At 54.8% G+C, this 25875-nt stretch carries 23 protein-coding genes and 2 pseudogenes; 12 read left to right on the forward strand and 13 right to left on the reverse strand.

The annotated features are described in order from the left end of the window. Nucleotides 1-13: 13 nt before the first annotated feature. From BH712_RS15165 to BH712_RS15205, 9 genes and pseudogenes are all read left to right on the forward strand, one after another. Nucleotides 14-1182 (forward strand): IS3-like element ISEc52 family transposase gene (locus tag BH712_RS15165; protein WP_108454466.1). Its coding sequence is split into 2 segments (ribosomal slippage): nucleotides 14-263 and nucleotides 263-1182, totalling 1170 coding nucleotides; the frame shifts between segments, so codons are not numbered across the junction. A 37-nt stretch (nucleotides 1183-1219) separates the two neighbouring features. Then, entirely contained in the window at nucleotides 1220-2941 is a 1722-nt protein-coding gene (locus BH712_RS15170) for a S8 family peptidase (protein WP_242431995.1), read from the forward strand. Between the two features lie 217 nt (nucleotides 2942-3158). Further along, nucleotides 3159-4193, forward strand: a pseudogene (locus BH712_RS15175) (contractile injection system protein, VgrG/Pvc8 family). A 38-nt stretch (nucleotides 4194-4231) separates the two neighbouring features. Then, a pseudogene (locus BH712_RS25165) lies at nucleotides 4232-4467 on the forward strand (Ogr/Delta-like zinc finger protein). Nucleotides 4468-4701: 234 nt separating this feature from the next. After that, nucleotides 4702-5586, forward strand: coding sequence for a CDF family cation-efflux transporter FieF (gene fieF / locus BH712_RS15185; RefSeq protein WP_032673467.1), 885 nt, complete (start codon nucleotides 4702-4704; stop codon nucleotides 5584-5586). A gap of 184 nt (nucleotides 5587-5770) precedes the next feature. Then, on the forward strand, nucleotides 5771-6733 hold the full coding sequence (gene pfkA, locus BH712_RS15190) for a 6-phosphofructokinase (protein WP_003862009.1): 963 nt from the start codon (nucleotides 5771-5773) through the stop codon (nucleotides 6731-6733). Between the two features lie 208 nt (nucleotides 6734-6941). Next, nucleotides 6942-7931, forward strand: coding sequence for a sulfate ABC transporter substrate-binding protein (locus tag BH712_RS15195; RefSeq protein ID WP_006808677.1), 990 nt, complete (start codon nucleotides 6942-6944; stop codon nucleotides 7929-7931). A 111-nt stretch (nucleotides 7932-8042) separates the two neighbouring features. Further along, on the forward strand, nucleotides 8043-8786 hold the full coding sequence (locus BH712_RS15200; protein ID WP_032673466.1) for a CDP-diacylglycerol diphosphatase: 744 nt from the start codon (nucleotides 8043-8045) through the stop codon (nucleotides 8784-8786). A 73-nt stretch (nucleotides 8787-8859) separates the two neighbouring features. After that, entirely contained in the window at nucleotides 8860-10164 is a 1305-nt protein-coding gene (locus tag BH712_RS15205) for an SLC13 family permease (RefSeq protein ID WP_006808675.1), read from the forward strand. An 82-nt stretch (nucleotides 10165-10246) separates the two neighbouring features. On the opposite strand, the gene tpiA is transcribed toward BH712_RS15205, so the two are convergent. After that, a complete protein-coding gene (gene tpiA / locus BH712_RS15210) occupies nucleotides 10247-11014 on the reverse strand; it encodes a triose-phosphate isomerase (RefSeq protein WP_006808674.1) in 768 nt (255 codons plus the stop codon). A 111-nt stretch (nucleotides 11015-11125) separates the two neighbouring features. Continuing rightward, entirely contained in the window at nucleotides 11126-11722 is a 597-nt protein-coding gene (locus BH712_RS15215) for a DUF1454 family protein (RefSeq protein WP_032673465.1), read from the reverse strand. Between the two features lie 112 nt (nucleotides 11723-11834). Between BH712_RS15215 and BH712_RS15220 the strand changes: the two genes are divergently transcribed. Beyond that, nucleotides 11835-12254, forward strand: coding sequence for a DUF805 domain-containing protein (locus tag BH712_RS15220; protein WP_006808672.1), 420 nt, complete (start codon nucleotides 11835-11837; stop codon nucleotides 12252-12254). Here the strand turns inward: BH712_RS15220 and fpr are convergent, their stop codons facing one another. The 4 genes from fpr to BH712_RS15240 all read right to left on the reverse strand — a co-directional run bounded on the left by fpr (nucleotide 12255) and on the right by BH712_RS15240 (nucleotide 16649). Next, nucleotides 12255-13001: a ferredoxin--NADP(+) reductase gene (fpr, locus tag BH712_RS15225; RefSeq protein ID WP_006808671.1), complete on the reverse strand. Its 747-nt coding sequence runs from the start codon at nucleotides 12999-13001 to the stop codon at nucleotides 12255-12257. A gap of 96 nt (nucleotides 13002-13097) precedes the next feature. Beyond that, entirely contained in the window at nucleotides 13098-14108 is a 1011-nt protein-coding gene (glpX, locus tag BH712_RS15230) for a class II fructose-bisphosphatase (protein ID WP_006808670.1), read from the reverse strand. 165 nt (nucleotides 14109-14273) lie between these two features. Next, nucleotides 14274-15782, reverse strand: a complete 1509-nt coding sequence (glpK, locus tag BH712_RS15235) for a glycerol kinase GlpK (protein ID WP_006808669.1) — start codon at nucleotides 15780-15782, stop codon at nucleotides 14274-14276. Nucleotides 15783-15803: 21 nt separating this feature from the next. Next, nucleotides 15804-16649 carry an MIP/aquaporin family protein gene (locus tag BH712_RS15240; RefSeq protein WP_003862030.1) on the reverse strand — a complete coding sequence of 282 codons (846 nt, stop codon included), beginning with the start codon at nucleotides 16647-16649 and terminating at the stop codon, nucleotides 15804-15806. Between the two features lie 399 nt (nucleotides 16650-17048). On the opposite strand from BH712_RS15240, the gene zapB reads away from it, so the two are divergent. Next, nucleotides 17049-17288 (forward strand): septal ring assembly protein ZapB, encoded by a 240-nt coding sequence (zapB, locus tag BH712_RS15245; protein ID WP_006808668.1) that lies wholly within the window; start codon nucleotides 17049-17051, stop codon nucleotides 17286-17288. An 81-nt stretch (nucleotides 17289-17369) separates the two neighbouring features. On the opposite strand, the gene rraA is transcribed toward zapB, so the two are convergent. The 7 genes from rraA to priA all read right to left on the reverse strand — a co-directional run bounded on the left by rraA (nucleotide 17370) and on the right by priA (nucleotide 25303). Next, on the reverse strand, nucleotides 17370-17855 hold the full coding sequence (rraA, locus tag BH712_RS15250) for a ribonuclease E activity regulator RraA (protein ID WP_003862032.1): 486 nt from the start codon (nucleotides 17853-17855) through the stop codon (nucleotides 17370-17372). A 92-nt stretch (nucleotides 17856-17947) separates the two neighbouring features. Next, on the reverse strand, nucleotides 17948-18874 hold the full coding sequence (gene menA / locus BH712_RS15255) for a 1,4-dihydroxy-2-naphthoate polyprenyltransferase (RefSeq protein ID WP_087924327.1): 927 nt from the start codon (nucleotides 18872-18874) through the stop codon (nucleotides 17948-17950). A 62-nt stretch (nucleotides 18875-18936) separates the two neighbouring features. After that, nucleotides 18937-20268, reverse strand: coding sequence for an HslU--HslV peptidase ATPase subunit (hslU, locus tag BH712_RS15260; RefSeq protein WP_006808666.1), 1332 nt, complete (start codon nucleotides 20266-20268; stop codon nucleotides 18937-18939). A gap of 9 nt (nucleotides 20269-20277) precedes the next feature. Continuing rightward, nucleotides 20278-20808, reverse strand: coding sequence for an ATP-dependent protease subunit HslV (hslV, locus tag BH712_RS15265; protein ID WP_022649795.1), 531 nt, complete (start codon nucleotides 20806-20808; stop codon nucleotides 20278-20280). Between the two features lie 94 nt (nucleotides 20809-20902). After that, nucleotides 20903-21871: a cell division protein FtsN gene (gene ftsN / locus BH712_RS15270; RefSeq protein ID WP_017383099.1), complete on the reverse strand. Its 969-nt coding sequence runs from the start codon at nucleotides 21869-21871 to the stop codon at nucleotides 20903-20905. Between the two features lie 92 nt (nucleotides 21872-21963). Beyond that, nucleotides 21964-22989: a DNA-binding transcriptional regulator CytR gene (cytR, locus tag BH712_RS15275; RefSeq protein ID WP_003862038.1), complete on the reverse strand. Its 1026-nt coding sequence runs from the start codon at nucleotides 22987-22989 to the stop codon at nucleotides 21964-21966. Nucleotides 22990-23107: 118 nt separating this feature from the next. Continuing rightward, nucleotides 23108-25303 carry a primosomal protein N' gene (gene priA / locus BH712_RS15280; RefSeq protein WP_006808661.1) on the reverse strand — a complete coding sequence of 732 codons (2196 nt, stop codon included), beginning with the start codon at nucleotides 25301-25303 and terminating at the stop codon, nucleotides 23108-23110. 200 nt (nucleotides 25304-25503) lie between these two features. Between priA and rpmE the strand changes: the two genes are divergently transcribed. After that, entirely contained in the window at nucleotides 25504-25716 is a 213-nt protein-coding gene (rpmE, locus tag BH712_RS15285) for a 50S ribosomal protein L31 (RefSeq protein WP_003862040.1), read from the forward strand. Nucleotides 25717-25875 lie beyond the last annotated feature (159 nt).

Here is a 25875-nt window from a genome sequence, read left to right on the forward strand (position 1 = left end):
CACAGGTGTCATAATGAAAAAAAGAAATTTCAGCGCAGAGTTTAAACGCGAATCCGCTCAACTGGTCGTTGACCAGAACTACACCGTGGCAGATGCAGCCAGCGCTATGGATGTCGGCCTTTCCACAATGACGCGATGGGTGAAACAATTACGTGATGAACGGCAGGGCAAAACACCAAAAGCCTCCCCCATTACCCCGGAACAAATTGAAATCCGTGAGCTCAGGAAAAAGCTACAACGTATTGAAATGGAAAATGAAATATTAAAAAAGGCTACCGCGCTCTTGATGTCAGACTCCCTGAACAGTTCTCGATAATCGGGAAACTCAGGGCGCGTTATCCTGTGGCCACTCTCTGCCATGTGTTCGGGGTTCATCGCAGCAGCTACAAATACTGGAAAAACCGTCCTGAAAAGCCAGACGGCAGACGGGCTGTATTACGCAGTCAGGTACTTGAACTGCATGGCATCAGCCACGGCTCTGCCGGAGCAAGAAGCATCGCCACAATGGCAACCCAGAGAGGTTACCAAATGGGGCGCTGGCTTGCTGGCAGACTCATGAAAGAGCTGGGGCTGGTCAGTTGCCAGCAGCCGACTCACCGGTATAAGCGTGGCGGTCATGAGCACGTTGCTATCCCGAATCATCTTGAGCGACAGTTCGCCGTAACGGAACCAAATCAGGTGTGGTGCGGTGATGTGACCTATATCTGGACGGGTAAGCGCTGGGCGTACCTCGCCGTTGTTCTCGACCTGTTCGCAAGAAAGCCAGTGGGCTGGGCCATGTCGTTCTCGCCGGACAGCAGGCTCACCATGAAAGCACTGGAAATGGCATGGGAAACCCGTGGTAAGCCCGTCGGGGTGATGTTCCACAGCGATCAAGGCAGCCATTATACGAGCAGGCAGTTCCGGCAGTTACTGTGGCGATACCGGATCAGGCAGAGTATGAGTCGGCGTGGAAACTGCTGGGATAACAGCCCAATGGAGCGCTTCTTCAGGAGTCTGAAGAACGAATGGGTGCCGGCGACGGGCTATGTAAGCTTCAGCGATGCAGCTCACGCAATAACGGACTATATCGTTGGATATTACAGCGCACTAAGACCGCACGAATATAATGGTGGGTTAACGCCAAACGAATCAGAAAACCGATACTGGAAAAACTCTAACGCGGTGGCCAGTTTTTGTTGACCACTTCACTGAAGAGCGTATTGTTACCGCAGGTGATATGGATACGTCGTATTTTGAGGTTGGCGTACATCTGTTGGCTGAGGATGGACAAGATTTGATCCAGCAACAATTTGTTCGATTCGCGTCAACTCTGAACATCAAAGTGCATACTTCTTTAGCTTTTACCGCAGGTACGTTGTGGTTCGTGCCAATTCAGGCAGATCGAATTGCTATTGATAAGCTCGCGAAATTTACATTTGTACGCGTAATTAGGCCGGTACCAAAGTTACGTGGTATTAGGCCTATACAAAGGGCTTCTGGGCCATTGGCCCAGTGTAAATTGCCTACTGAAGGGCCAATATCTTCAGAAATAAAAGTCGCTATTCTTGATGGTGGTTTACCATCAGAGCATGCTATATCTCCGTGGTTAAAATCCTATAGGGTTTTGGACGATCATGCAGAAGATGATCCTGATGGTTTAGAGCATGGTTTAGCCGTATCTTCGGCTTTTTTATTCGGGCCAATTAGTAACAAGTCAGAGGTGCAAAGGCCATACTCTTATATTGATAACTTAAGGGTACTGGATAATAAGACCTGCCAAGAAGACCCTCTGGAGTTATATCGAACGTTGGGCTTCATTGAAGAAGTATTGTTGTCTCGTCAATATCAATTTATCAATTTAAGTTTAGGCCCGGATCTACCAATTGAAGATACGGAAGTTCATGCTTGGACCTCTGTAATAGATGATTTATTAAGTGATGGCGAGACACTAATGACTGTTGCTGTTGGGAACAATGGCGAAATGGATCGTGAGTCAGGTAATGCAAGGATTCAAGTACCATCTGATTGCGTGAATGCCTTGGCTGTTGGGGCTTGCGATACTGTTAATGAAACTGAATGGAAACGAGCACCATATAGTGCTATTGGGCCGGGTAGAAGTCCTGGCGTGATGAAGCCTGATTTAGTTGCGTTTGGTGGCGATATCGACGAGTACTTTCATGTATTGGGAAAAGGTAAAAAACCTGTAATCACACCGCAACGGGGAACAAGTTTTGCTTCTCCTTACGCTTTGCGTGCAGCCGTTGGTGTTAGGGCGATTTTAGGAAGTGATTTGAGTCAACTGGCGATAAAGGCTTTATTGATTCATGCTTCAAAACCGCTTGATCACACTTGTGCTGAAGTGGGTTGGGGGAAACTACCTGAGGACTTAAACGACATCATTGTCAGCCCTGATGGTGTTGCTCGTATCGTCTATCAAGGTGAATTGAAGCCAGGAAAATACTTACGCGCTTCTCTTCCCATTCCTGAAGGTGGCTTGAAAGGTAAAATAAACTTAACGGCAACTTTCTGTTATGCCACAACAACAGATCCGCAAGATTCGGCTTCCTACACAAAGGCTGGTCTTGAAGTTACATTCCGCCCAAATGATTCAAGAGTTAAAGATGGTAAACAGAATGCTGAAACTAAAGGGTTTTTTGAGCTAGCTAAATACTCAACTGAAAGTGAGCGGCGCTCTGATATGGGCAAATGGGAAACTGTGCTGCATAGTTCAAAGAACATGCTGGGATCGACTTTAAAAAATCCTGTGTTTGATATTCACTATAACGCTCGTGAAGCAGGGGCTAGCATAGCGAGTCACAAGGCGGAAAAGATAAAGTACGCTCTTATCATCACCGTGAAGGCAGCGAAGCACCAAGACCTGTATAACGAAATTTTACGTGCTTACAATCAGGTACTGGTTCCAATTCAGCCTCAAACCTCCATTCCAATTCGTTCATAAATATCCATTACAACGAACCCCTCAATGTGAGGGGTTTTTTATATGCACAACAGTGCGCAAAATTGCACAAAAAAATCAGCCCTTTTATTTGTGGATCTCCCAAGGATCTATGCTGGTTCATGAGTATTTGGCAATCAAAAAAGGCATTTCTAACGGCGTGTCTGGGATAAACAACACACTTACAGAAGCGTGCAAAAGCCCGGCATTTAGCATCAAGATGGGCAACAAGGTACTTCAGGAACTGGCTGATCGAGTTATTTCACTTAGCCTGACTGATAACCGTGGATTTGAGGCCGATCAGCTAACGATGGAACTGGACGATACAGCCGGTGATGTGGCATTGCCAGGGCGCGGCGTCGAGCTGTCCTTATGGTTGGGGTGGATGGGGGAGGCGCTGATATATAAAGGGGTTTACACCGTTGATGAAGTGGCGCACGACGGCCCGCCAGACCGTATAACGGTTACGGCCCGTTGCGCTGATTTTCGTGAAGAATTCAACGTTAAACGCGAAGTGTCCTGGCACGATGTAACCGTGGAACGTGTAGTTTCGGCAATTGCCAAACGCTATGGCCTGAAAGCGCAGATCAGCGATATGTTGATGAATATTGAGATTGACCACGCCGATCAGACTCAAAAAAGCGGTATGTCATTTTTGACAAGGATGGCGGAAATGCTGGGTGCAATCGCCACGGTAAAAAATGGTTATCTGTTATTTATCATACCCGGCGGAGGCTTCACCGCGTCAGGCAAGCCAATCCCTTCCATAGCGATCACACGTAGCAGCGGTGACAGGCACAGATTCAGAATTGCAGATCGTGATGCTTATACCGGTGTCAGGGCGTACTGGCTGGATTTAAATTTTGGCAAAAAGAAAAAGGTCAGCGTAAAGCGCAGGGCATCAACGAAAAAGGCCGACAAGAGCAGCAGCCGTGAAAGGGATTATATTGAAGGCGCTGATGGTAATGTATTCATCATGCGTAAGACGTTCCAGAATGAGGATGCGGCCCGGCGTGCAGCGGCTGCGAAGTGGCAACAATTGCAACGTGGCGCGGCTGAGTTCTCGATCACCCTGGCGCGGGGGCGTGCAGATTTGTACCCAGAAATGCACGCAACAGTGACCGGCTTCAAAGCTGATATTGACGCCCAGGACTGGATAATCAGCAAGGTATAGCATGATGTAGACAGCAACGGGTTTACTACACAGCTTAACTTTGAAGCAAAAATATCTGACTGGATTGCTGAAACTGAATAGAATGAATGTGAGTTCAACTCCCGTGGGGAGTCATCATTATGTTCAAATGTCCACATTGCGGCGCTACGGCCCGCACTCGTACCAGTAAGCCACTCAGTGAAGTTACGATCAGTGCCAGAACATGGAATGCGGCCTGTCATTCACCACACTCAACAGCGTTGAAAAGATTGTCACCCGGCGCGAAAGAAGGGATCAGTTAGAACCCGGATTCATACCGGCGGGGGCATTCCCTGTTTCCCATTATGGACGCGATCAGCTTAGTCTGACTCTGTGAAGAAGGCCCCGCTTAAGCGGGGCTTTTTTTCGATGTGTGGACGATGTGTGGACATCGGTAGAAACAAATCCTTATTTTTCTGTAGCTTACAGGGATAAATTAATCACCATCCCTGTCTTCCCCCACATGATGTGGGGTTTTTTTTGCCTATCGTTCAGGTTTGTTAACGCTTTATTCATCCTTTCACTCCACCACCATCCGTTATACTAGCGCCATGGCATGACAGGAGTGTTTATGAATCAATCCTATGGACGGCTGGTAAGCCGGGCCGCAATAGCCGCGACGGTGATGGCGTCGTGTTTGCTGATCATTAAAATTTTCGCGTGGTGGTACACCGGCTCGGTCAGTATTCTGGCGGCGCTGGTGGACTCATTAGTGGATATTGCCGCCTCGCTGACGAACCTGCTGGTGGTGCGCTATTCGCTGCAACCGGCGGATGAAGAACATACGTTTGGCCACGGCAAAGCGGAATCGCTGGCCGCGCTGGCGCAAAGCATGTTTATTTCAGGCTCCGCGCTGTTCCTGTTTCTGACCGGCATTCAGCACCTTATTTCGCCTTCGCCGATGAACGATCCGGGCGTTGGCGTGGTCGTAACGGTAGTTGCACTTATAAGCACACTTGTTCTTGTAACGTTCCAGCGCTGGGTCGTACGCAAAACACAAAGCCAGGCTGTACGGGCCGATATGCTTCATTATCAGTCTGATGTTATGATGAATGGGGCTATTCTTATTGCGCTCGGTCTGGCCTGGTATGGCTGGCATCGGGCCGATGCGTTGTTTGCGTTAGGGATAGGGATCTATATTTTATACAGCGCGTTGCGGATGGGTTATGACGCGGTACAGTCGCTTCTTGACCGTGCGCTTCCCGATGCAGAATGTGATGAAATTTATACCCTCGTGACCTCCTGGCCTGGCGTCAGTGGTGCTCACGATCTTCGTACGCGGCAGTCAGGGCCGACCCGCTTTATTCAGATTCATTTGGAAATGGAAGACAACCTGCCACTGGTTCAGGCGCATCTGATAGCTGAACAGGTGGAGCAGGCGATTTTGCAGCGTTTCCCTGGGTCAGACGTCATTATTCACCAGGATCCGTGCTCTGTCGTACCCAGGGCGTTTTGAGCTTTCGTAATTCGTTGTAAAAAAGTGAGCCAGACCAGCATTTTGTGGATAAATTACCACCATATGGCCTGACCTGAATCAATTCAGCTGGAAGGGATTGATATACTATTTGCAGTATTCGACGGTTGAACAGTTTCTTCCGGCAGCAGATTTCAATTTTGCATTCCTAAGTTCAGAGGTAGTCATGATTAAGAAAATCGGTGTGTTGACAAGCGGCGGTGATGCGCCGGGCATGAACGCGGCAATCCGTGGGGTTGTCCGTGCAGCGCTGACGGAAGGCCTGGAAGTTTTTGGTATCTATGACGGTTACCTGGGTCTGTATGAAGACCGCATGGTTCAGCTCGACCGCTACAGCGTGTCTGACATGATCAACCGTGGCGGTACTTTCCTTGGTTCTGCGCGCTTCCCGGAATTCCGTGACGAACACATCCGTGAAGTGGCTATCGAAAACATGAAAAAACGCGGCCTGGACGCGCTGGTGGTTATCGGCGGTGACGGCTCGTACATGGGTGCAAAACGTCTGACCGAAATGGGCTTCCCGTGCATCGGCTTGCCTGGCACCATCGACAACGACATCAAAGGCACCGACTACACCATCGGTTACTTCACCGCGCTGGGTACCGTTGTGGAGGCGATTGACCGCCTGCGTGACACCTCTTCCTCTCACCAGCGTATTTCCATTGTTGAAGTCATGGGCCGTTACTGCGGTGACCTGACTCTGGCGGCGGCCATTGCCGGTGGCTGTGAGTTCGTGGTAGTGCCGGAAGTGGAATTCAGCCGTGAAGATCTGGTCGCTGAAATCAAAGCCGGTATCGCGAAAGGTAAGAAACACGCGATTGTCGCCATCACCGAGCACATCTGTGACGTTGACGAGCTGGCGAAGTACATCGAAACCGAAACCAAACGCGAAACCCGCGCGACCGTTCTGGGCCACATTCAGCGTGGCGGCTCCCCGGGTCCGTACGACCGTATCCTGGCGTCCCGCATGGGTGCGTACGCAATCGAGCTGCTGCTTCAGGGCCACGGCGGCCGCTGCGTCGGTATTCAGAACGAGAAACTGGTTCACCATGACATCATCGACGCCATTGAAAACATGAAGCGTCCGTTCAAAGGTGACTGGCTGGACTGCGCGAAAAAACTGTACTGATTGGCTCTGTTGCCCGGTGGCGCTGCGCTTACCGGGCCTACAAAAGCACGGATCGTAGGCCGGGTAAGGCGTAGCCGCCACCCGGCTTTTTTGCGCCCACACATTTTTTATTCCTCCACGTTATAGCCAATCTTTTTTTATTCTTTAATCATCGATACGCTTTCTGGCACGCTGCATTCATCAAAACACTGAATAAGAGAGCCGGGCGATGAACAAATGGGGCGTGGGGTTAATATTATTGCTGGCATCGACCAGCGTGCTGGCAAAGGACATTCAGCTACTGAACGTGTCGTACGACCCGACGCGTGAACTGTACGACCAGTACAACAAAGCTTTCGCGGCGCACTGGAAACAGGAAACCGGCGACAATGTGGTGGTTCGCCAGTCTCATGGCGGCTCCGGTAAGCAGGCGACATCGGTAATCAACGGCATTGAAGCCGATGTGGTTACCCTGGCGCTGGCCTATGACGTGGACGCGATTGCCGAACGTGGCCGTATCGATAAAAACTGGATCAAACGCCTGCCGGACAACTCCGCGCCCTACACCTCGACCATCGTCTTCCTGGTGCGTAAAGGCAACCCGAAACAGATAAAAGACTGGAACGACCTGATTAAGCCGGGCGTGTCTGTCATCACGCCGAACCCGAAAAGCTCCGGCGGCGCACGCTGGAACTACCTGGCAGCCTGGGGCTACGCGCTGCACCACAATAACGGCGATCAGGCCAAAGCCCAGGAATTCGTCAAGGCGCTGTTTAAAAACGTTGAAGTGCTCGATTCCGGCGCGCGCGGCGCAACCAACACCTTCGTTGAGCGCGGCATTGGCGACGTGCTGATCGCCTGGGAAAACGAAGCCCTGCTGGCGACCCACGAGCTGGGTAAAGACAAGTTCGAAATCGTGACCCCGAGCGAATCGATCCTCGCTGAGCCGACCGTCTCCGTGGTCGATAAGGTCGTTGATAAGAAAGGGACCAAAGCGGTGGCGGAAGCCTACCTGAAGTACCTTTACTCACCGGAAGGACAGGAAATTGCGGCGAAAAACTACTATCGCCCGCGCGATGAGGCCGTCGCGAAGAAATACGAAAACGCCTTCCCGAAACTGAAGCTGTTCACTATCGATGATGTTTTTGGCGGCTGGACCAAAGCGCAGAAAGAGCACTTCTCTAACGGCGGCACCTTCGACCAGATCAGCAAGCGCTAACCGTTTCACAAAGAACGACACGGTAACCCGGTGTGAGAAATCCGCCGGGTTTTTTATTTGGTCATCATTTTGCGTTACTCTTTTGCCTCTATTGAAAACAGGGAACGCGTTGTGAAAAAAATTATCGTACTGATCCTGATTGTTCTCGCCCTTGCCGCAGGCGGCGTGTACTGGATGAAAGCGGGTAATCCGAATGCGTTGCGTCATATCGTTCTCGACCAGTGTGTGCCCAACCAGCTGCATAACCGTAACCCGGCGCCGTGTGCGCAGGTGAAGCCGGATGCGGGCTACGTGGTGTTCAAGGACCGCAACGGGCCGCTGCAATACCTCCTGATGCCCACGTACCGGATTAACGGCACCGAAAGCCCGCTGTTGACGGAGCCTCAGACACCGAACTTCTTCTGGCTGGCATGGCAGTCACGTCATTTTATGAGCATGAAACGGGGAGCCGACGTGCCTGACAGCGCCATTTCGCTGACCATCAACTCCCCGACCGGGCGCACGCAAAACCATTTTCATATTCACATCTCCTGCCTGCGCCCGGACGTGCGCGAGAAGCTGAACGCGGCGCAGGGGCAAATCAGCACCCAGTGGCTACCGCTTCCGGGCGGGCTGGAAGGACATGAATACCTTGCCCGTCGGGTGACAGAGAACGAACTGGTACAGCGCAGCCCGTTTATGATGCTGGCGGAAGAGCTGCCGGAAGCGCGCGACCATATGGGACGCTTCGCGCTGGCGATGGCCCAGCAGTCGGATGGCTCGTTTGTATTGCTGGCGACAGAGCGTAACCTGCTGACCTTTAACCGCGCGTCGGCTGAGGAATTGCAGGATCATCAATGCGATATCCTGAAGTGACCCCACCATAAATAGCGTTTACTCGCCCTGCCTGTCGCCGTAGACTTGCTGAAAAATTCTACAGGAGACAGGTATGTCGCTCTGGTTAACGCATCCTCTGCTGCTTCCCTCGCTGATCGTTGGCGTCACCATTGTGCTGTGGGCGACATCGCTGTTGCCGGAATTTATCACTGCGCTGCTGTTTTTCACGGCAGCGATGACCGCCAGAATCGCCCCGCCGGAGGTGATCTTCGGCGGTTTTGCCTCGTCGGCTTTCTGGCTGGTGTTCAGCGGCTTTGTGCTCGGCGTGGCGATCCGTAAAACCGGGCTGGCGGACAGGGCCGCCCGGGCGCTGTCGGCAAAGCTTACCGACTCCTGGGTGATGATGGTGGCGAGCGTAGTATTGCTCAGCTACGCGCTGGCGTTTGTGATGCCATCAAATATGGGACGCATTGCGCTGCTGATGCCGATTGTCGCGGCGATGGCAAAACGCGCCGGTATTGCCGACGGCTCCCGCGCCTGGTTCGGCCTGGCGCTGGCCGTCGGGTTTGGCACCTTCCAGCTTTCGGCGACTATCCTGCCAGCAAACGTCCCTAACCTGGTGATGAGCGGCGCGGCGGAAGGCTCGTACGGCATTCATCTGAACTATGTCCCGTATCTGCTGCTGCACACGCCGGTGCTGGGTATTCTCAAGGGTCTGATTCTGATTGGCCTGATCTGCTGGCTGTTCTCTGGCAGCCCAAAACCACCGAAGGATCTGACGCCCTCTGAACCCATGGGGGGGGATGAAAAGCGTCTTGCCTGGCTGCTGGCGGTGGTGTTGATGATGTGGGTGACGGAGAGCTGGCACGGCGTGGGGCCAGCGTGGACGGGGCTGGCGGCCTCGGTCATCGTCATGCTCCCGCGCATCGGTTTTATCACCGGTGAGGAGTTCTCGGCGGGAGTGAACATGCGCACCTGTATTTACGTCGCGGGTATTCTCGGGCTGGCGATCGTGGTGACGCAAACCGGTATCGGTGCGGCCGTAGGCGAGGCGTTGCTGCGTATCATGCCGCTGGATGCAGACCGACCGTTTACCAGCTTCCTGGCGCTGACCGGGATCACCACGGCGCTCAACTTCATTATGACCGCCAACGGCGTTCCGGCACTGTACACCACGCTGGCGCAGAGCTTCGCGGACGCGACCGGCTTCCCGCTGCTGTCGGTGATCATGATTCAGGTGCTGGGCTATTCCACGCCGCTGCTGCCGTATCAGGCGTCGCCGATTGTGGTAGCGATGGGGCTAGGGAAGGTGCCTGCGAAGGCGGGGATGCTGCTCTGTCTGGCGCTGGCGATTGCAACGTATCTGGTGCTGCTGCCGCTGGATTATCTGTGGTTTAGCCTACTGGGACGGCTGTAAAAAAGCCCGGTGGCGCTGACGCTTACCGGGCCTACAGAACCGTAGGGCGGGTAAGCGCAAGCGCCACCCGCCACAAAGGCAATTACGCCTGCTTAGCCGCTTCTGCCGCTTTAACGATCACCGCGAAAGCGTCCGCTTTCAGGGATGCGCCGCCAACCAGTGCGCCATCGATGTCTGGCTGGGTGAACAGCTCAGCAGCGTTGGAGGCGTTTACAGAGCCGCCGTACTGGATGATGACCTGCTCAGCCACTTTCGCGTCTGCTTTCGCAATGTGATCACGAATGAACTTGTGCACCGCCTGTGCCTGCGCAGGGGTTGCAGATTTGCCGGTACCGATCGCCCAGACTGGCTCGTAAGCGATAACTGCACCTTCGAACGCTGCCGCGCCCTGGGTTTTCAGCACAGCGTCGATCTGACGTGCGCACACTTCTTCAGTTTTGCCCGCTTCGTTTTCCGCTTCGGTTTCACCGATGCACAGAACCGGGATCAGACCCTGCTCTTTCAGCACGGCGAATTTCTTCGCGATGAACTCGTCAGATTCTTTGTGGTAGGTGCGACGCTCAGAGTGGCCGATGATGATGTATTTCGCGCCGATATCTTTCAGCATTTCAGCGGAAGTTTCACCGGTGAATGCGCCGGACAGGTTAACGTCAACGTTCTGCGCGCCCAGTACGATGTGGCTGCCGTCAGCGGCACGTTTAGCCAGATCCAGGTACATATCCGGCGGAGCGATAGCAACCGCACAGCCGGTCACGCCAGCCAGCTCTTTACGCAGGTTAGCAACCAGTTCGTTTACCATGTGGCGGCTGCCGTTCAGTTTCCAGTTACCCATCACTAAAGGATGTCGCATTTCAATTCTCCACGCTCAATAAGCGAATTAAGGAATATGGCCACCCTTAAGGGCAGCATGGTCTGTGAATCAGTATAGAGATTTTCCCTCGAAAGGCTTTGCTTTTTGTCATTAATTCGCCCCCTCGAGTGCGTCTGATAGAGCCAGCTTAATCGGTTCAACTGCGAAGGTCAGCCCCTTTTCGCCGTTATCTGCGACGACATAGCGAACGGCGCCTTCCGTATCGGCGTAATAGCGTTTGTTTTTCCCGGCGGTAAGCAGTTTTTGCAGCTTCTGCTGGCTTTGCGCTTTCGTGAAGGTGGGGGTAAAGGCGCGCAGAATTGCACTCATATACTCCAGCGCTTTCGCTTTCGCCGCTTTTTGCTCTGGCCCCTGAATCGGCAACCAGGTGATCTGCATGCTTTTGATTTTTAACGTTCCGCGCTCAAGGGCGGTAGAGGCATACAGATTTTCGTTAATTTTGCTGGCCGCGCGGGTCAGGGTCGGCGTATCGCGGGCGCTGTCAATCGCACGGAACTCGCCCAGTGGAAGCGAGGGGTTTTCTTTGTTGAAAGCTTCGCGGAACTGGCTGATAGATTGATCGAAAGAGGGGGCACCCGCCAGAAGATAGGGGGCGGTGACCGGGGAGGCCGTTTCCGCGGCGTACAGGGGAAAACTGGCGCTCAGCATCGCTAAACACAAATAAAGAGAGTGTGCCGAACTTTTCATCAACTTTGCCCCTGGCCGTCATTGCCCATGATTAAAACGATATCTGGTCGGCTTGTCAAAAGGTCACAACTCCAGGGTAAAATGCGGGCTAAACAATAATAAGGAACCTTACATGACCATACAGCAGTGGCTGTTTTCATTCAAAGGGCGTATTGGACGCCGCGACTTCTGGATCTGGATTGCAACGTGGGTTGTCGCCATGCTGCTTCTGTTTTTTGTTGCTTACAACGCATGGCTGAGCACACAAACCGCGGCATTTGCGCTGGTCTGTTTACTGTGGCCAACCGCCGCCGTGGTGGTGAAACGTCTGCACGATCGTGGCCGCTCCGGCGCATGGGCTTTTCTGATTATTCTGGCGTGGATGCTGGTGGCGGGGAACTGGTCAATGCTGCCCTCAATCCTCCCATGGGTGGTAGGCAGGCTGCTGCCGACGGTGATCTTTGTGATGATGGTTGTCGAACTGGGCGCGTTTATCGGCACCCAGAGCGAGAACAAATACGGAAAAGATACCCTTGAGGTGAAGTACCGCTGATCACCAGTAGTGTTCGGCGGTCATATGGCCCGGCCGACGGCGAAGGTGCTTCGTCATCTGCCGGGTATCCTTCAGCAACTGCTGCGTATCGCGTACCATCTGCGGGTTACCGCACAGCATCACATGGCTGGTTTCGGTGTTCATCGGTAAACCTACCGCCTCTTCCAGCGCGCCGCTTTCAATCAATGCCGGAACGCGTCCGGTTAACGAACCGGCTGCGGTTTCGCGGCTGACCACCGTCTGAATTTTTAACTTCCCGCCATACCGCTGCTCCAGCGCCTGCATTTGCGGCAAATAGCTCAGGTCTGCGGCGTAGCGCGCGGCATGAACCAGCACGATGTTTTTAAAGCGCTCCAGGTCTTTGCCGTATTGCAGAATAGAGAGATACGGGCCGATGGCCGTACCGGTCGCCAGCATCCAGAGCGTTTCGCAGTCCGGGATTTCATCCAGCACGAAGAACCCCGCCGCGTCGGAGACAATCTGCACGTCATCGCCCGGTTTCAGTGCGGCAAGGCGCGGGCTGAGCTTACCGTCCGGGACGGTGACCAGATAGAACTCGAGGTCCGGGTTATCAGGCGCATTAACGTAAGAGTAGGCGCGCTGTACGCGTTCACCGTCGATATCCAGCCCGAGCTTGGCAAACTGCCCGGCAGTAAACGGATGAACGGGAGCATGCAGCGTGAGGCTAAATAGCGCATCGGTCCAGAACTGTACCTTTGTGACTTTACCTGTTACCCAGTCCGCCATGATCTTCTCCTGTGCTGTTTCTCTCTTCTATCTTCCGTACTTGTGGAAAACATTTCCAGCCCATTCGGGCCGGAAAGCTCTATCGATCAAACGGTTTTACAGAATGTGCGTCTGTACGTCCGGATCTTTACGATCGAGATAGTGAATGGACTTAATGCGGCGAATGGTGCGGGATTTACCGCGGATCAGCAGGGTTTCAGTGGTGGCCATGTTGCCTTTGCGGGTGATGCCGTCCAGCAGATCGCCTTTGGTGATGCCGGTTGCGGAGAAGACCACGTTATCGCTGCGGGCCATCTCGTTCAGCGCGAGCACTTTATTGGCCTCGATACCCATCGCTGCACAGCGCGCCAGTTCGTCTTCACCAATGCGAAGGTTCTCGTCGCTGTCGCCTTTGACCTCATGGCGTGGCAGCAGACGCGCCTGCATATCGCCGTCCAACGCGCGGATCACTGCCGCAGAGACCACCCCTTCCGGCGCGCCGCCGATGCCGTAAAGCACGTCGACTTCGCTGTCCGGCATGCAGGTCAGAATAGACGCGGCAACGTCACCATCAGGGATAGCAAACACGCGTACGCCGAGTGCTTGCAGGTACGCGATGGTGGCGTCGTGGCGCGGTTTTGCCAGAATGGTGACGGTGAGTTCGCTGAGCGCTTTGCCCAGCGCCGCCGCGATATTGCGCAGGTTGGCGTCCAGCGGCAGGCTAAGGTCGATAGCGCCTTTTGCGCCAGGGCCGACAATCAGTTTTTCCATGTACATATCGGGCGCGTTGAGGAAGCAGCCCTTATCGCCCACTGCCAACACCGCCAGCGCGTTGGCCTGGCCCATCGCCGTCATGCGCGTGCCTTCAATCGGGTCGACCGCGATATCTACCGCATCGCCTTTGCCCGTCCCGACTTTTTCACCGATATAGAGCATCGGCGCTTCGTCGATTTCGCCTTCGCCAATGACGATAGTGCCATCGATATTGACCTGATTAAGCACAATGCGCATGGCGTGGACGGCTGCGCCGTCGGCGGTATTTTTGTCGCCACGGCCCAGCCACTTATAGCCTGCGAGGGCGGCAGCTTCGGTGACGCGGGAAAATTCGATAGCAAGTTCACGTTTCATGAGGGACTCGTACAATCAAAAGGAATTGCACGAAGTTTATCACAGAGTGGGGAGGGTGCGGTCTGTACTCCCCTCACCCTAACCCTCTCCCCAAAGGGGCGAGGGGACTAAAAACACCCTCTCCCCTTTGGGGAGAGGGCCGGGGTGAGGGGGAGGCGTTTTGTCTTACTCGTCGTGCTCTTCCCACGCCAGGGCACGTTTCACCGCTTTCTTCCAGCCGCTGTAGCGGTAGTTGCGCTCGGTGGTTTCGATGCCAGGACGGAATTCGCGTTCGATTACCGCTTTTTCCTGAAGCTCGTCGAGGTTTTGCCAGAAGCCAACCGCCAGCCCTGCCAGATACGCTGCGCCCAGCGCCGTCACTTCTCGCACCTCAGGACGCTCAACGCGGGTGCCCAGAATGTCGGACTGGAACTGCATCAGGAAGTTGTTGGCTACCGCGCCGCCGTCCACGCGCAGGGCGTGCAGACGAATACCGGAGTCAGCCTGCATCGCTTCCAGCACGTCGCGCGTCTGGTAGGCGATGGATTCCAGCGTCGCGCGAATGATGTGGTTTGAGTTTACACCGCGCGTCAGGCCGAAAATCGCGCCGCGGGCATACGGGTCCCAGTACGGTGCGCCCAGACCGGTGAACGCAGGCACCACGTACACGCCGTTGGTGTCTTTCACTTTGGTCGCGAAGTACTCGGAGTCAAACGCGTCGCTGATCAGCTTCATCTCGTCGCGCAGCCACTGAATGGAGGCACCCGCCATGAATACCGCGCCTTCCAGGGCATAGTTCACTTCGCCACGCGGGCCGCAGGCGATGGTGGTCAGCAGACCGTTTTCTGATTTCACCGCTTTCTCGCCGGTGTTCATCAGCATAAAGCAGCCGGTACCGTAGGTGTTTTTCGCCATCCCTTCTTTAACGCACAGCTGGCCGAACAGGGCCGCCTGCTGGTCACCGGCGATACCGGCGATAGGAATACGGGTGCCGCCTTTACCGCCAATGTTGGTCTGGCCGTACACTTCTGAAGACTTACGGACTTCTGGCAGCATCGCGCGCGGAATGTCCAGCGCGTCCAGCATCTTGTCATCCCACTCCAGGGTGTTGATGTTGAACAGCATGGTCCGCGAGGCGTTGGTGTAGTCGGTGACGTGGACGCGTCCCTGAGTCATCTTCCAGATAAGCCAGGTATCGACGGTGCCGAACAGCAGCTCACCGCGTCGTGCGCGCTCGCGTGAACCTTCCACGTGGTCGAGGATCCACTTCACTTTGGTGCCGGAGAAATAGGGGTCAACCACCAGGCCGGTGGCGCTGCGCACGTACTCTTCCATCCCTTCGCGCTTCAGCTGTTCGCAGATCTCTGACGTACGGCGGCACTGCCAGACAATGGCGTTGTAGATGGGCTTACCGGTTTCGCGCTCCCAGACCACGGTGGTTTCACGCTGGTTGGTGATACCGATAGCGGCAATCTGGTCAGAACTGATGTCGGCTTTCGCCAGCACTTCCACCAGAGTGGAGCTTTGTGATGCCCAGATCTCCATCGGGTCGTGTTCAACCCAGCCTGGACGCGGATAAATTTGCTCAAATTCGCGTTGAGACACGCTGACAATGTTCGCGTCATGATCCATTACGACAGCGCGGGAGCTGGTGGTGCCCTGGTCGAGCGCAACGATATATTTTTTTTCGGTCATGGTATGTGTCCCGTAGTCAGATTACAGCGAAGCTTTTTGTTGTGTGGTGGAAGTCGTCTCTTTTTCCTCTTCCACACAGGTGTCGCACGGTAAGTGGCGACCAATTAATTTGCGATAGCCGAATGCGCCCAGCGCCGCCCCTACGATTGGCCCGAACAGCGGAACCAGGAAGTAAGGAATGTCTTTGCCACCCGTGAAGGCGACATCGCCCCATCCCGCAAAGAAGGCGAAGGTTTTTGGACCCAGGTCACGCGCCGGATTCATCGCAAAGCCGGTCAGCGGACCCATGGATGCGCCGATCACCGCAATCAGAAGGCCAATCAAAAGTGGTGCCAGCGGGCCGCGTGGAATGCCGTTTCCGTCGTCGCCCAGCGCCATAATGACGCCCATCAGAATAGCGGTAATCACCATTTCAACCGCGAACGCCTGCACAAAATTGATATGTGGATTCGGATACGTTGAGAAAATGCCTGCCAGATCCAGACTTTCAACACTGCCACGCACCATATGATGCGTCTGTTCGAAGTCGATGAAAAGATTGTAATAAAGCCCGTAAACTAACGCCGCTGCGCAAAAGGCGCCGGCAAATTGCGAAATGATGAAAGGAACCACTTTGCGTCCGTCAAAGCACGCGAACAGCCACAACGCGATGGTCACCGCCGGGTTAAGATGTGCGCCGGAAACCCCTGCGGTCAGGTAGATGGCCATCGCCACGCCCAGACCCCAGATAATACTGATTTCCCACTGACCAAAACTGGCACCCGCCACTTTCAGTGCAGCGACACAGCCTACTCCGAAGAATATCAACAACCCGGTACCCAGGAACTCGGCAATGCACTGGCCTTTTAAGGTTGATGTCTGACTCATAATCGGAATCCTGCAAAAGAGTAATGTTTATTGTTTGCGTGACCGCCCGTGACAGTCACGATGTCCTGTAGACATAGTGTTAATTTATCGTTAACGAGCACAAACGAGAAATATCGAACTCAAAATGTGTGGTCTGTGTCAATAAAATGAGCGTTTTCGCGCCATAAAGCGCGTTTTTGCATCAGGTAATGATTATGTGCCGAATCATTTCTTTAACTTATGGGTTAACAACTTAGGGGTATATGCGGCGAACGCACCAGGACGAGGCCGAAAAGTGTTGCAAACCGCGATCTGCGTGGCATGCCGCTGGACAGGGGCGACGGCGCTCCATACAATCGGAACATATGTTGTGCGCGTTTACGTTAAAGCGTCGCCTTGCAATTCAGGAGAGGTAGGATCATGTCTTTAGAAGTGTTTGAGAAACTGGAATCGAAAGTACAGCAGGCGATTGACACCATCACGCTGCTGCAAATGGAAATTGAAGAGCTGAAAGAGAAGAACAACTCCCTGTCTCAGGAAGTTCAGAACGCTCAGCATGGCCGTGAAGAGCTGGAGCGCGAAAACAACCAGCTGCGCGAACAGCAGAATGGCTGGCAGGAACGCTTGCAGGCGCTGCTGGGACGTATGGAAGAGGTTTAATTCCGACTGGAGTTGCACTGAACAGGCCGGGTAAGGCGAAGCCGCCACCCGGCTTTTTTATGGATCTTACTGACCGATTAACTACTCGATGTCCAGCGCATCCTCGGAAAGGATAATCCCGGTATTGTCGGCATAAAGATGGTCACCCGAGAAGAAGGTCACGCCGCCGAAGTTAACGCGCACGTCGCTTTCGCCGATGCCTTCACCCGCCGCGCCCACCGGAATGGCGGCAATGGCCTGAATGCCGATATCCAGGTCTTCAAGATCGTCCACCTGGCGTACGGAGCCGTAGACCACAATTCCTTCCCACTCGTTTTGTACGGCAAGACGGGCGAGGTCCGCATCGATCAGTGCACGGCGTACTGAACCGCCACCGTCCACCAGCAGGACGCGGCCACGGCCGTTCTCTTCGAGCAGATCGTACAGCAACCCGTTGTCCTCGAAACATTTCACCGTGATGATTTGCCCGCCAAACGACGACCGTCCGCCAAAGTTGGAGAACAGGGGTTCAACGACGTTGACATCTTCCTGGTAGATGTCACATAGCTCGGAGGTATCGTATTTCATAGGTTTAACGCTCTGTTGCTGCGAATGTGTTCAGTATATCGTGCGAAATGCGTTGTTGGCAAAATCATCAATTGTTAATTGATATTTGTCAGCTAACTCAGTGTCTGACTTAAGACAATCCCGATGACGAACAGCAGGTTAGTCAGCAACGCGCCTTTTACCGTACGTTCCAGCATCGGCGGCATGGCGGCCGGGCTAAGTTCACGCATCACGTAGCGGGCCTGCTTAATCAGCAGCGGTGCGGCGAGCACGAACAGCCAGCCCCACAGGCTGTGCAGCGAAATCAGATTGAACAGCGCCAGGCAGACCAGCGCGCCGATGAGCAGGCAGGCATGGTAGCGGCGTGCATTCACCGGCCCCAGACGCACGGCCAGCGTGTTCTTACCGTTTTCACGGTCGCTGTCGATGTCGCGCAGGTTATTGATATTCAGCACCGCCGTCGCCAGCAGACCACAGGCGGTTGCGGGCAGGAACAGGGCAGGGATCACCGTATGCGCCTGCAAGTACCAGCTTCCCATCACGCTCAGCCAGCCGAAGAACACCAGCACGGAGATGTCGCCCAGGCCAATATACCCGTAAGGGCGCGTCCCGACGGTATAGGTAATGGCGGCAATAATGGCGAGTAAGCCCAGCACCAGGAAGCCAATGAAATCACTGGTGGTTTTCGAGGCGACCGTCACCAGCGCCAGCCCGGACAGGCAAATCAGCACCACGGTGATAATCAGCGCCCGTTTCATCTGTGCCTGGGTAATCACCCCTTTTTGCATCCCGCGCAGCGGCCCGATACGGTCAGGCTTGTCGCTGCCTTTTACCGCATCGCCGTAATCATTGGCGAGATTAGAGAGGATTTGCAGCAGCCCGGCGGTGACAAGCGCCAGACCGGCGACCAGCGGATCGAAATGACCCTGCCACCAGGCAAGCGTGGTACCGACGATAATGGCGGCAAATGCCAGAGGAAGCGTTTTAGGGCGCAGACTTTCGAGCCAGGCCTGCGTACGGCTGATATCAGTCATAGTTATTTAGCCAATAAAAATGGGGGCCATAGCCCCCATCAACAGTGATGAAAATGCATTGAACGCGATTATAGAATAAAACGGCTCAGATCTTCATCTGCCACTAACGCATCCAGGTGTTTGCCCACATAGTCTGCGTCAATGGTAATGCTTTGCCCGTTAAGGTCACTCGCATCATAAGAGATGTCTTCCATCAGGCGTTCCAGCACGGTGTGCAGACGACGCGCACCGATGTTCTCGGTACTCTCGTTGACCTGCCACGCAGCCTGGGCAATGCGCTTGATACCGTCATCGGTAAACTCAATGTTCACGCCTTCGGTTGCCATCAGCGCTTTGTACTGTACGGTCACAGACGCGTTTGGCTCGGTCAGGATACGTTCGAAATCTTCGGTGGTCAGCGCCTGCAACTCAACGCGGATTGGCAGACGACCCTGGAGTTCCGGGATCAGGTCAGACGGGCTGGCAATCTGGAACGCACCGGAGGCGATAAACAGAATGTGGTCCGTTTTCACCATGCCGTGCTTGGTGGAGACGGTGCAGCCTTCCACCAGCGGCAGCAGGTCGCGCTGAACGCCTTCGCGGGAGACATCCGGGCCGGACGCGTTGCCGCGCTTACAGATCTTGTCGATTTCGTCGATAAACACGATACCGTGCTGCTCAACCGCGTCGATAGCGTCCTGCTTCAGCTCTTCCGGGTTAACCAGCTTCGCGGCTTCTTCTTCAATCAGCAGCTTCATCGCGTCTTTGATTTTCAGCTTACGCGCTTTCTGCTTCTGGCCGCCCAGGTTCTGGAACATGGACTGCAACTGGCTGGTCATCTCTTCCATGCCCGGAGGCGCCATAATTTCCACGCCCATTGGCGCGGCAGCGAGATCGATCTCAATCTCTTTGTCGTCCAGTTCGCCTTCGCGCAGTTTTTTGCGGAATGCCTGACGTGCAGCGGAAGGTTCAGACTGCTGTTCAGCCTGTCCCCAGTTGTTTTTTGCCGGTGGGATCAGCACGTCGAGAATACGCTCTTCGGCCATCTCTTCGGCGCGATAGCGGTTTTTCTCAATCGCCTGGACGCGCACCATCTTAATCGCAGAATCGGTCAGATCGCGGATGATGGAGTCCACTTCTTTACCCACATAGCCCACTTCGGTGAACTTGGTGGCTTCAACTTTGATGAACGGCGCGTTAGCCAGTTTAGCCAGACGACGGGCGATTTCGGTTTTACCCACCCCGGTCGGGCCGATCATCAGAATATTTTTCGGCGTCACTTCATGGCGCAGCTCTTCGTCGAGCTGCATGCGACGCCAGCGGTTACGCAGGGCGATAGCCACTGAGCGCTTGGCGTTGTCCTGGCCGATAATGTGTTTGTTCAGTTCGCTGACAATTTCGCGTGGGGTCATTTCAGACATGGGCGATCCTTACGCTTTGGAGGTCAATTCTTCGATGGTGTGATTGTGGTTGGTATAAATGCAGATATCACCTGCAATATCCAACGCTTTCACCGCGATATCGCGCGCGTTCATGTCGGTATTTTCCAACAGCGCACGGGCTGCGGCCTGGGCGTATGGGCCGCCAGAGCCGATGGCAATCAGGTCGTTTTCAGGCTGAACCACGTCACCGTTACCGGTGATGATCAGCGAGGCGTTTTCGTCGGCCACGGCCAGCAGCGCTTCGAGCTTGCGCAGCATGCGGTCGGTACGCCAGTCTTTTGCCAGCTCAACGGCGGCTTTCACCAGATGACCCTGATGCATTTCCAGTTTGCGTTCAAACAGTTCAAACAGCGTGAAGGCATCCGCCGTGCCGCCTGCGAAACCGGCGATCACTTTGTCGTTATAAAGACGACGTACTTTCTTCACGTTGCCTTTCATAACGGTATTACCCAGCGTGGCCTGGCCATCACCGGCAATTACCACCTGGCCGTTACGGCGTACACTTACTATTGTTGTCACGAGCAGACCCCCTGGTTACAGATTCGGGAAACAGAAGCCCTGAGCCTGTGCTCAGGGCTGAATTAAATGATAGATGGGGGAGATTTTGGGGGTTTCAACCCCCGGAGGCGAGTCGAATGCAGTTTGTGTGGCCAGCCACTTTCAAACGGGAAATGGTGCCGTCTGCGTTTTCTTTGCCTTTGACCGGCCCAATCACCACGCGATTCCAGCCGTTGTTGGTGGTAATGCGTGAGTCAAATCCTTCAAATGCCAGCTGAGCACGCACCGTTTCGGCCTGCTCGGCGCCTTTAAACGAACCGCACTGAACCATCCAGCGGCGTTCATCTTTTTTCTCAGCCGTCTGCTTCGGTGCCTCGGTCTCTTTGGTGACCGGTGCAGCCTGCTGCGTTTTGGGCTGTTGCGCAGTGGTATGTGCAGGCGTCTGCAACAGATCCTGATACGGCTGTGCCGTTTGCTTCTGCGGCTGCGCTTTCGGCTGCTGCTGGACAGGCTGAGTTTGTACGGTACGCGTCTGCTGCTGCGGTTGCGTACGCGGCTGTTGTACCGGCTGCGTCTGCGTCCACTGCTGCTGTTGCGTTTGCTGCTGAGCCTGACGCTGGCGCTGCAACGTTTGCTGACGCTGCGCCGGGGTTTGTTCGTTCCACGGCACTTCGTTCAGCTGCGTAGGCTGCTGGCGCATGTCCGCCTGCATCTGAGCGAGCAATTGACGCTGTTCGTCCGTCAGCTGATCGGCATTCTTCACTTCACCCCCGGCAGAAGGCTCGGTAGGCGCACGTACGCCAGGCTGACGGCTTTCCAGCTCTTTAATGTAGCGCCAGCGCTCTTCAGGCTTCGGCGGCAGGCCGTTGCCGACGACCTTGTTACCCTGAAGGGCTTCAGACTCTTCTTTTTTATGATGCGTAATGAAGTAGAGGCCGCCAATAAAGGCCACCAGCACGGCCGCAGCAATGGCGACCATGGCTGGAGAGACAGCAGACAGGCTACGTTGCTTGCTTTTTGAACTACTCTTTTTGCGTCGCGAAGGTGCCGGCTGGCCGCGACGTACATAATCTCGTTGTGCCACTATCGTTTCGCTGTATTTATTCGTTCGTCAGCCCGCCATGTTACTTAAGCGACGGGGCTTTGACCAGATAAGGGTGTCGAAAGGTATTTACTTTAAGTTAATGCCTGGGTAGAGCCGCGCACAATCAGCTCACAATCCAGTAGCCGTGACCCACTGCTAACTGTCTGACCATGCAGCTGATCCAGCAAAAGCAGCATCGCTTCCCGGCCAATGTCATACCGCGGTTGTGCAACGGTCGAAAGCGGCGGATCGCAAAATTCCGAAAGCGAAATATTATCAAAACCGATAATCGACAGGTCCTGCGGCACGCGCAGGCCGTGACGTTTGGCGTAGGATAATGCGCCCAGCGCCATCACGTCGCTGTGGCAGAAGACCGCGGTAGGCGGTTCTGGCAAGGCCAGCAATTTTTCCAGCGCCTGCCCGCCCGCTTCAAAGGTGAAATCACCGCGCGCAATGTAGTGCGGATCGACGATAGCCCCGGTACGGCGCAGCGCCTGAACGTAGCCCTGCAAGCGGTAATGACACAGCGGCATCTCTTCTGGTCCGGCAATACAACCGATACGCTTATGCCCCAGTTCCTGAAGATAGTTTACGGCGTTGAACGCGGCGGTGAGGTTATCGATATGAACGGTCGGCAGCTCCAGCTCCGGCGCAAATTCGTTCGCCATGACCATCGGCGGCAAATTGCGCTGTTCTTCAATGCTGGCATCAAACGGCAGGCGTGAGCCAAGCAGCAGCATGCCATCAATCTGCTTGGTGATGATCAGGTCGATGAACGTTTTTTCCTGCTGGTTCTGGTGGGCACAATCACCAATCAGCACCAGATAGCCCTGGGCGGCGGCCGTGACCTCAATGCCGCGGATGATTTCGCTGAAGAAGGGATCGCAGATGTCCGGCACGATCACCAGGATGGTGCGGGATTCGTTGCGTTTAACGTTGCGCCCCATGGCTTGCGGGAAATAACCGACCTCAAGTGCCGCCTTTTCAACCCGGTTTCGGGTCGCCTGGGAGACTTTGTCAGGGTTCATCAATGCGCGGGACACGGTTGCTGTTGAGACTTGTGCTTTCTCGGCAACGTCTTTCATGGTCGCCGAGGCAACCTCTTTCCTGGACTTCACGTCTTCTCCTCGCCTGAACACCGAACTGCGGACAGCTCCATTTTTACAGATAGTTAATGGAATCGGTTACAGAATTTTCATAAAAAGTGTGAGGCGCATTAAATTTTTCGATCCGCCTTCAGCCTTCGATCGGATCAACGTCCAGAACCCACTTCACTTTTCGTGCTTCCGGCAGGGTATTAATCAGCGCCAGCGTACCGCTGACGATCTGCTGTAAGCGGATACGCGAAGGGTGCTGAAGTAACAGTTGCCAGCGAAAACGGCCGCCGCGTTTCGGGGCGAGCGCGGGTACTGGCCCTAAAATCCATAGCTGATTATCCACAAGCGGGCTGGCTTGCAGGAGGTTTCTCAACTGTTGCAGGAACAGCGGTGCCTGCTGGTTGTTATGATCTTCCGCACGGATGATAACGTGGCTGGTCCACGGGGGAAGCTGCATCGTCTGACGTTCGGCCAGCGCCTGTTCTGCGAAGGCGTCATAGCCTTTGTGCAACAGGGTTTGCAGCAGCGGATGTTCAGGGTGGTGCGTTTGCAGTACCACCTCGCCCTGTTTACCCGCCCGACCGGCGCGACCGGCAACCTGGGTATACAGCTGGGCGAAGCGTTCGGCGGAGCGGAAATCCGCGGAGAACAGCGCGCCGTCGACGTCCAGCAGGGCGACCAGCGTCACGTCCGGGAAGTGGTGCCCTTTCGCCAGCATCTGAGTGCCAATCAGGATGCGCGCGCCGCCGCGATGCACTTCCGCCAGCTGCTGTTCCAGCGCCCCTTTACGGCTGGTGGTATCCCTGTCGATACGGGAGATGGGCACGTCCGGGAAGAAGGGCGCAAGCGCCTGCTCAAGCTGTTCCGTGCCCAGACCGACCGGCACAATATGCGTTGAGCCGCAGGACGGGCACTGACGGGGGACCGGGCGCTGGCTGTCGCAGTGGTGGCAGCGCAAATGGCGTTGAGCCTGGTGGAAGGTGTAGTAGTGATCGCAGCGCGGGCATTCTGCAATCCAGCCGCAGTCGTGGCACAGCAGGGCGGGGGCGAAGCCGCGGCGGTTCAGGAACAGGATCACCTGGTTGCCCGCCTGCAAATGCTGGCGCATGCGGTTAATCAGCGCGGGCGCTAACCCGGCCTGTACCTGCTGGCCTTTCAGATCCAGCACATGCTGAATGGCCGGACGGGCATTCCCCGCGCGGCGCGTCAGGCGCAGCATATGGTATTTACGCTGGCGAACGTTGTGCAGCGTTTCAAGCGCGGGCGTGGCGGAGCCGAGAATAATGGGGATTTGCTCGCTGTGGGCGCGGTACACGGCTAAGTCACGGGCGTGATAGCGCCAGCCTTCCTGCTGTTTATAGGAGCTGTCATGTTCTTCATCAATTACGATAACGCCGAGATTTTTAAACGGCGTAAACAGCGAGGAACGGGTGCCGATCACAATCGCCGCTTCGCCGTTTTTCGCTTTCAGCCAGGCGCTGAGCCGCTCGCTGTCGTTCAGGCCGGAGTGCAGCACCTCAACGGGCGCATTAAAGCGTTCACGAAAACGGGCGATGGTTTGCGGCGTCAGACCGATTTCCGGCACCATCACCAGCGCCTGTTTGCCCTGCGCGAGCACGTTTTCCAGCACGCTCAGATACACTTCAGTTTTACCGGAACCGGTGACGCCCGCCAGGAGCCAGGCGGAAAAATGGTCGGCGGCGCTGTGAATCGCGCCGACGGCGGTGGCCTGCTCGGTGTTCAGACGCAGGCGATCGCCTGAGACGGAAAAGCCGTCGCGCCAGTCGTGGAGGGCAGGTGCTTCGCTGGCCAGCTCGCTTAGCCCTTTCTTCCTTAATGCCTGCAACGCAGCTTCGCTCACCTCAAGCTCGTCGACCTGATGGCGCCAGATTTTTCCCTGGCGCAGCGCGGCCAGCGCCTGCTGCTGTTTCTGCGAGCGTTTCAGGCTGTTAATGTCCACAGCCTGTCCCTGCTCGGTGGCGAACCAGTACCACATTGGCGCATGGCTGGCGCTCTTGCCCTGGCGCAGCATAATTGGCAGGGCGTGGAACAGGACGTCACCAATGGGGTGATGATAATAATCCGCCGCCCAGAGCAGCAGTCGCCAGGTGCTGGTGGAGTAAACCGGCTCGCTGTCCAGCACCTCAATGACCGATTTCAGTTCGTTAAGCGGCAGTTCGCTTTGTTCGCTGACGGAAACCACGATCCCTACGCGCTGCTGTTTGCCAAACGGCACGGTCACGCGACAGCCCGCTTTGGCGTTCATGCTGTCGGGCAGCAGGTAGTCAAAGGTGCGGGGAAGCGGAACGGGCAGGGCAACGTGAGCGACGGGCATCGAATCTTCCTGACTTGAAAAGTGGCGCGTTAGTATACACATTAGTGAAAGCGGCGTGCGGATCAGTTTGCATACGTTGGTCAAATTCTGTATGATTCGCCGCCTTTGGTGTATTTTACGCCAAAGAACTTACATTCAACATCGCGTGGTGTCTGGCGTTAGGGCTGGAAGAGCGACGCGGCCTTAACTGAGGTTCTCCCATGAAAAAAGATATTCACCCGAAATACGAAATGATTACTGCAAACTGCTCTTGCGGTAACTCTATCCAGATCCGCTCCACCGTGGGTCACGATCTGAACCTGGACGTGTGCGGCAAATGCCACCCGTTCTACACTGGTAAGCAGCGTGATGTTGCAACCGGTGGCCGTGTTGACCGCTTCAACAAGCGTTTCAGCATCCCGGGCGCTAAATAAACATCCAGAAGAAACCGCCTCCGGGCGGTTTTTTTGTGCCTGTAATATCTCTCCTGAATTAATTCTATATTTATATTCCTTCTTCAAATATATATTTTACTTTTTCCGAAAAATAATCTTCGTGTCTTAATATATTCCTATTTATACGGATAGTGAGCT

It is taken from the genome of Enterobacter hormaechei ATCC 49162 (assembly GCF_001875655.1).
Classification (GTDB): Bacteria; Pseudomonadota; Gammaproteobacteria; order Enterobacterales; family Enterobacteriaceae; genus Enterobacter; species Enterobacter hormaechei.

Coding starts and splice junctions, on each gene's coding strand:
- BH712_RS15170 (WP_242431995.1), top strand. CDS start 1,220: ATGGATACGTCGTATTTTGAGGTTGGCGTACATCTGTTGGCTGAGGAT.
- fieF (WP_032673467.1), top strand. CDS start 4,702: ATGAATCAATCCTATGGACGGCTGGTAAGCCGGGCCGCAATAGCCGCG.
- pfkA (WP_003862009.1), top strand. CDS start 5,771: ATGATTAAGAAAATCGGTGTGTTGACAAGCGGCGGTGATGCGCCGGGC.
- BH712_RS15195 (WP_006808677.1), top strand. CDS start 6,942: ATGAACAAATGGGGCGTGGGGTTAATATTATTGCTGGCATCGACCAGC.
- BH712_RS15205 (WP_006808675.1), top strand. CDS start 8,860: ATGTCGCTCTGGTTAACGCATCCTCTGCTGCTTCCCTCGCTGATCGTT.
- tpiA (WP_006808674.1), bottom strand. CDS start 11,014: ATGCGACATCCTTTAGTGATGGGTAACTGGAAACTGAACGGCAGCCGC.
- BH712_RS15215 (WP_032673465.1), bottom strand. CDS start 11,722: ATGAAAAGTTCGGCACACTCTCTTTATTTGTGTTTAGCGATGCTGAGC.
- BH712_RS15220 (WP_006808672.1), top strand. CDS start 11,835: ATGACCATACAGCAGTGGCTGTTTTCATTCAAAGGGCGTATTGGACGC.
- fpr (WP_006808671.1), bottom strand. CDS start 13,001: ATGGCGGACTGGGTAACAGGTAAAGTCACAAAGGTACAGTTCTGGACC.
- glpX (WP_006808670.1), bottom strand. CDS start 14,108: ATGAAACGTGAACTTGCTATCGAATTTTCCCGCGTCACCGAAGCTGCC.
- glpK (WP_006808669.1), bottom strand. CDS start 15,782: ATGACCGAAAAAAAATATATCGTTGCGCTCGACCAGGGCACCACCAGC.
- BH712_RS15240 (WP_003862030.1), bottom strand. CDS start 16,649: ATGAGTCAGACATCAACCTTAAAAGGCCAGTGCATTGCCGAGTTCCTG.
- zapB (WP_006808668.1), top strand. CDS start 17,049: ATGTCTTTAGAAGTGTTTGAGAAACTGGAATCGAAAGTACAGCAGGCG.
- rraA (WP_003862032.1), bottom strand. CDS start 17,855: ATGAAATACGATACCTCCGAGCTATGTGACATCTACCAGGAAGATGTC.
- hslU (WP_006808666.1), bottom strand. CDS start 20,268: ATGTCTGAAATGACCCCACGCGAAATTGTCAGCGAACTGAACAAACAC.
- priA (WP_006808661.1), bottom strand. CDS start 25,303: ATGCCCGTCGCTCACGTTGCCCTGCCCGTTCCGCTTCCCCGCACCTTT.
- rpmE (WP_003862040.1), top strand. CDS start 25,504: ATGAAAAAAGATATTCACCCGAAATACGAAATGATTACTGCAAACTGC.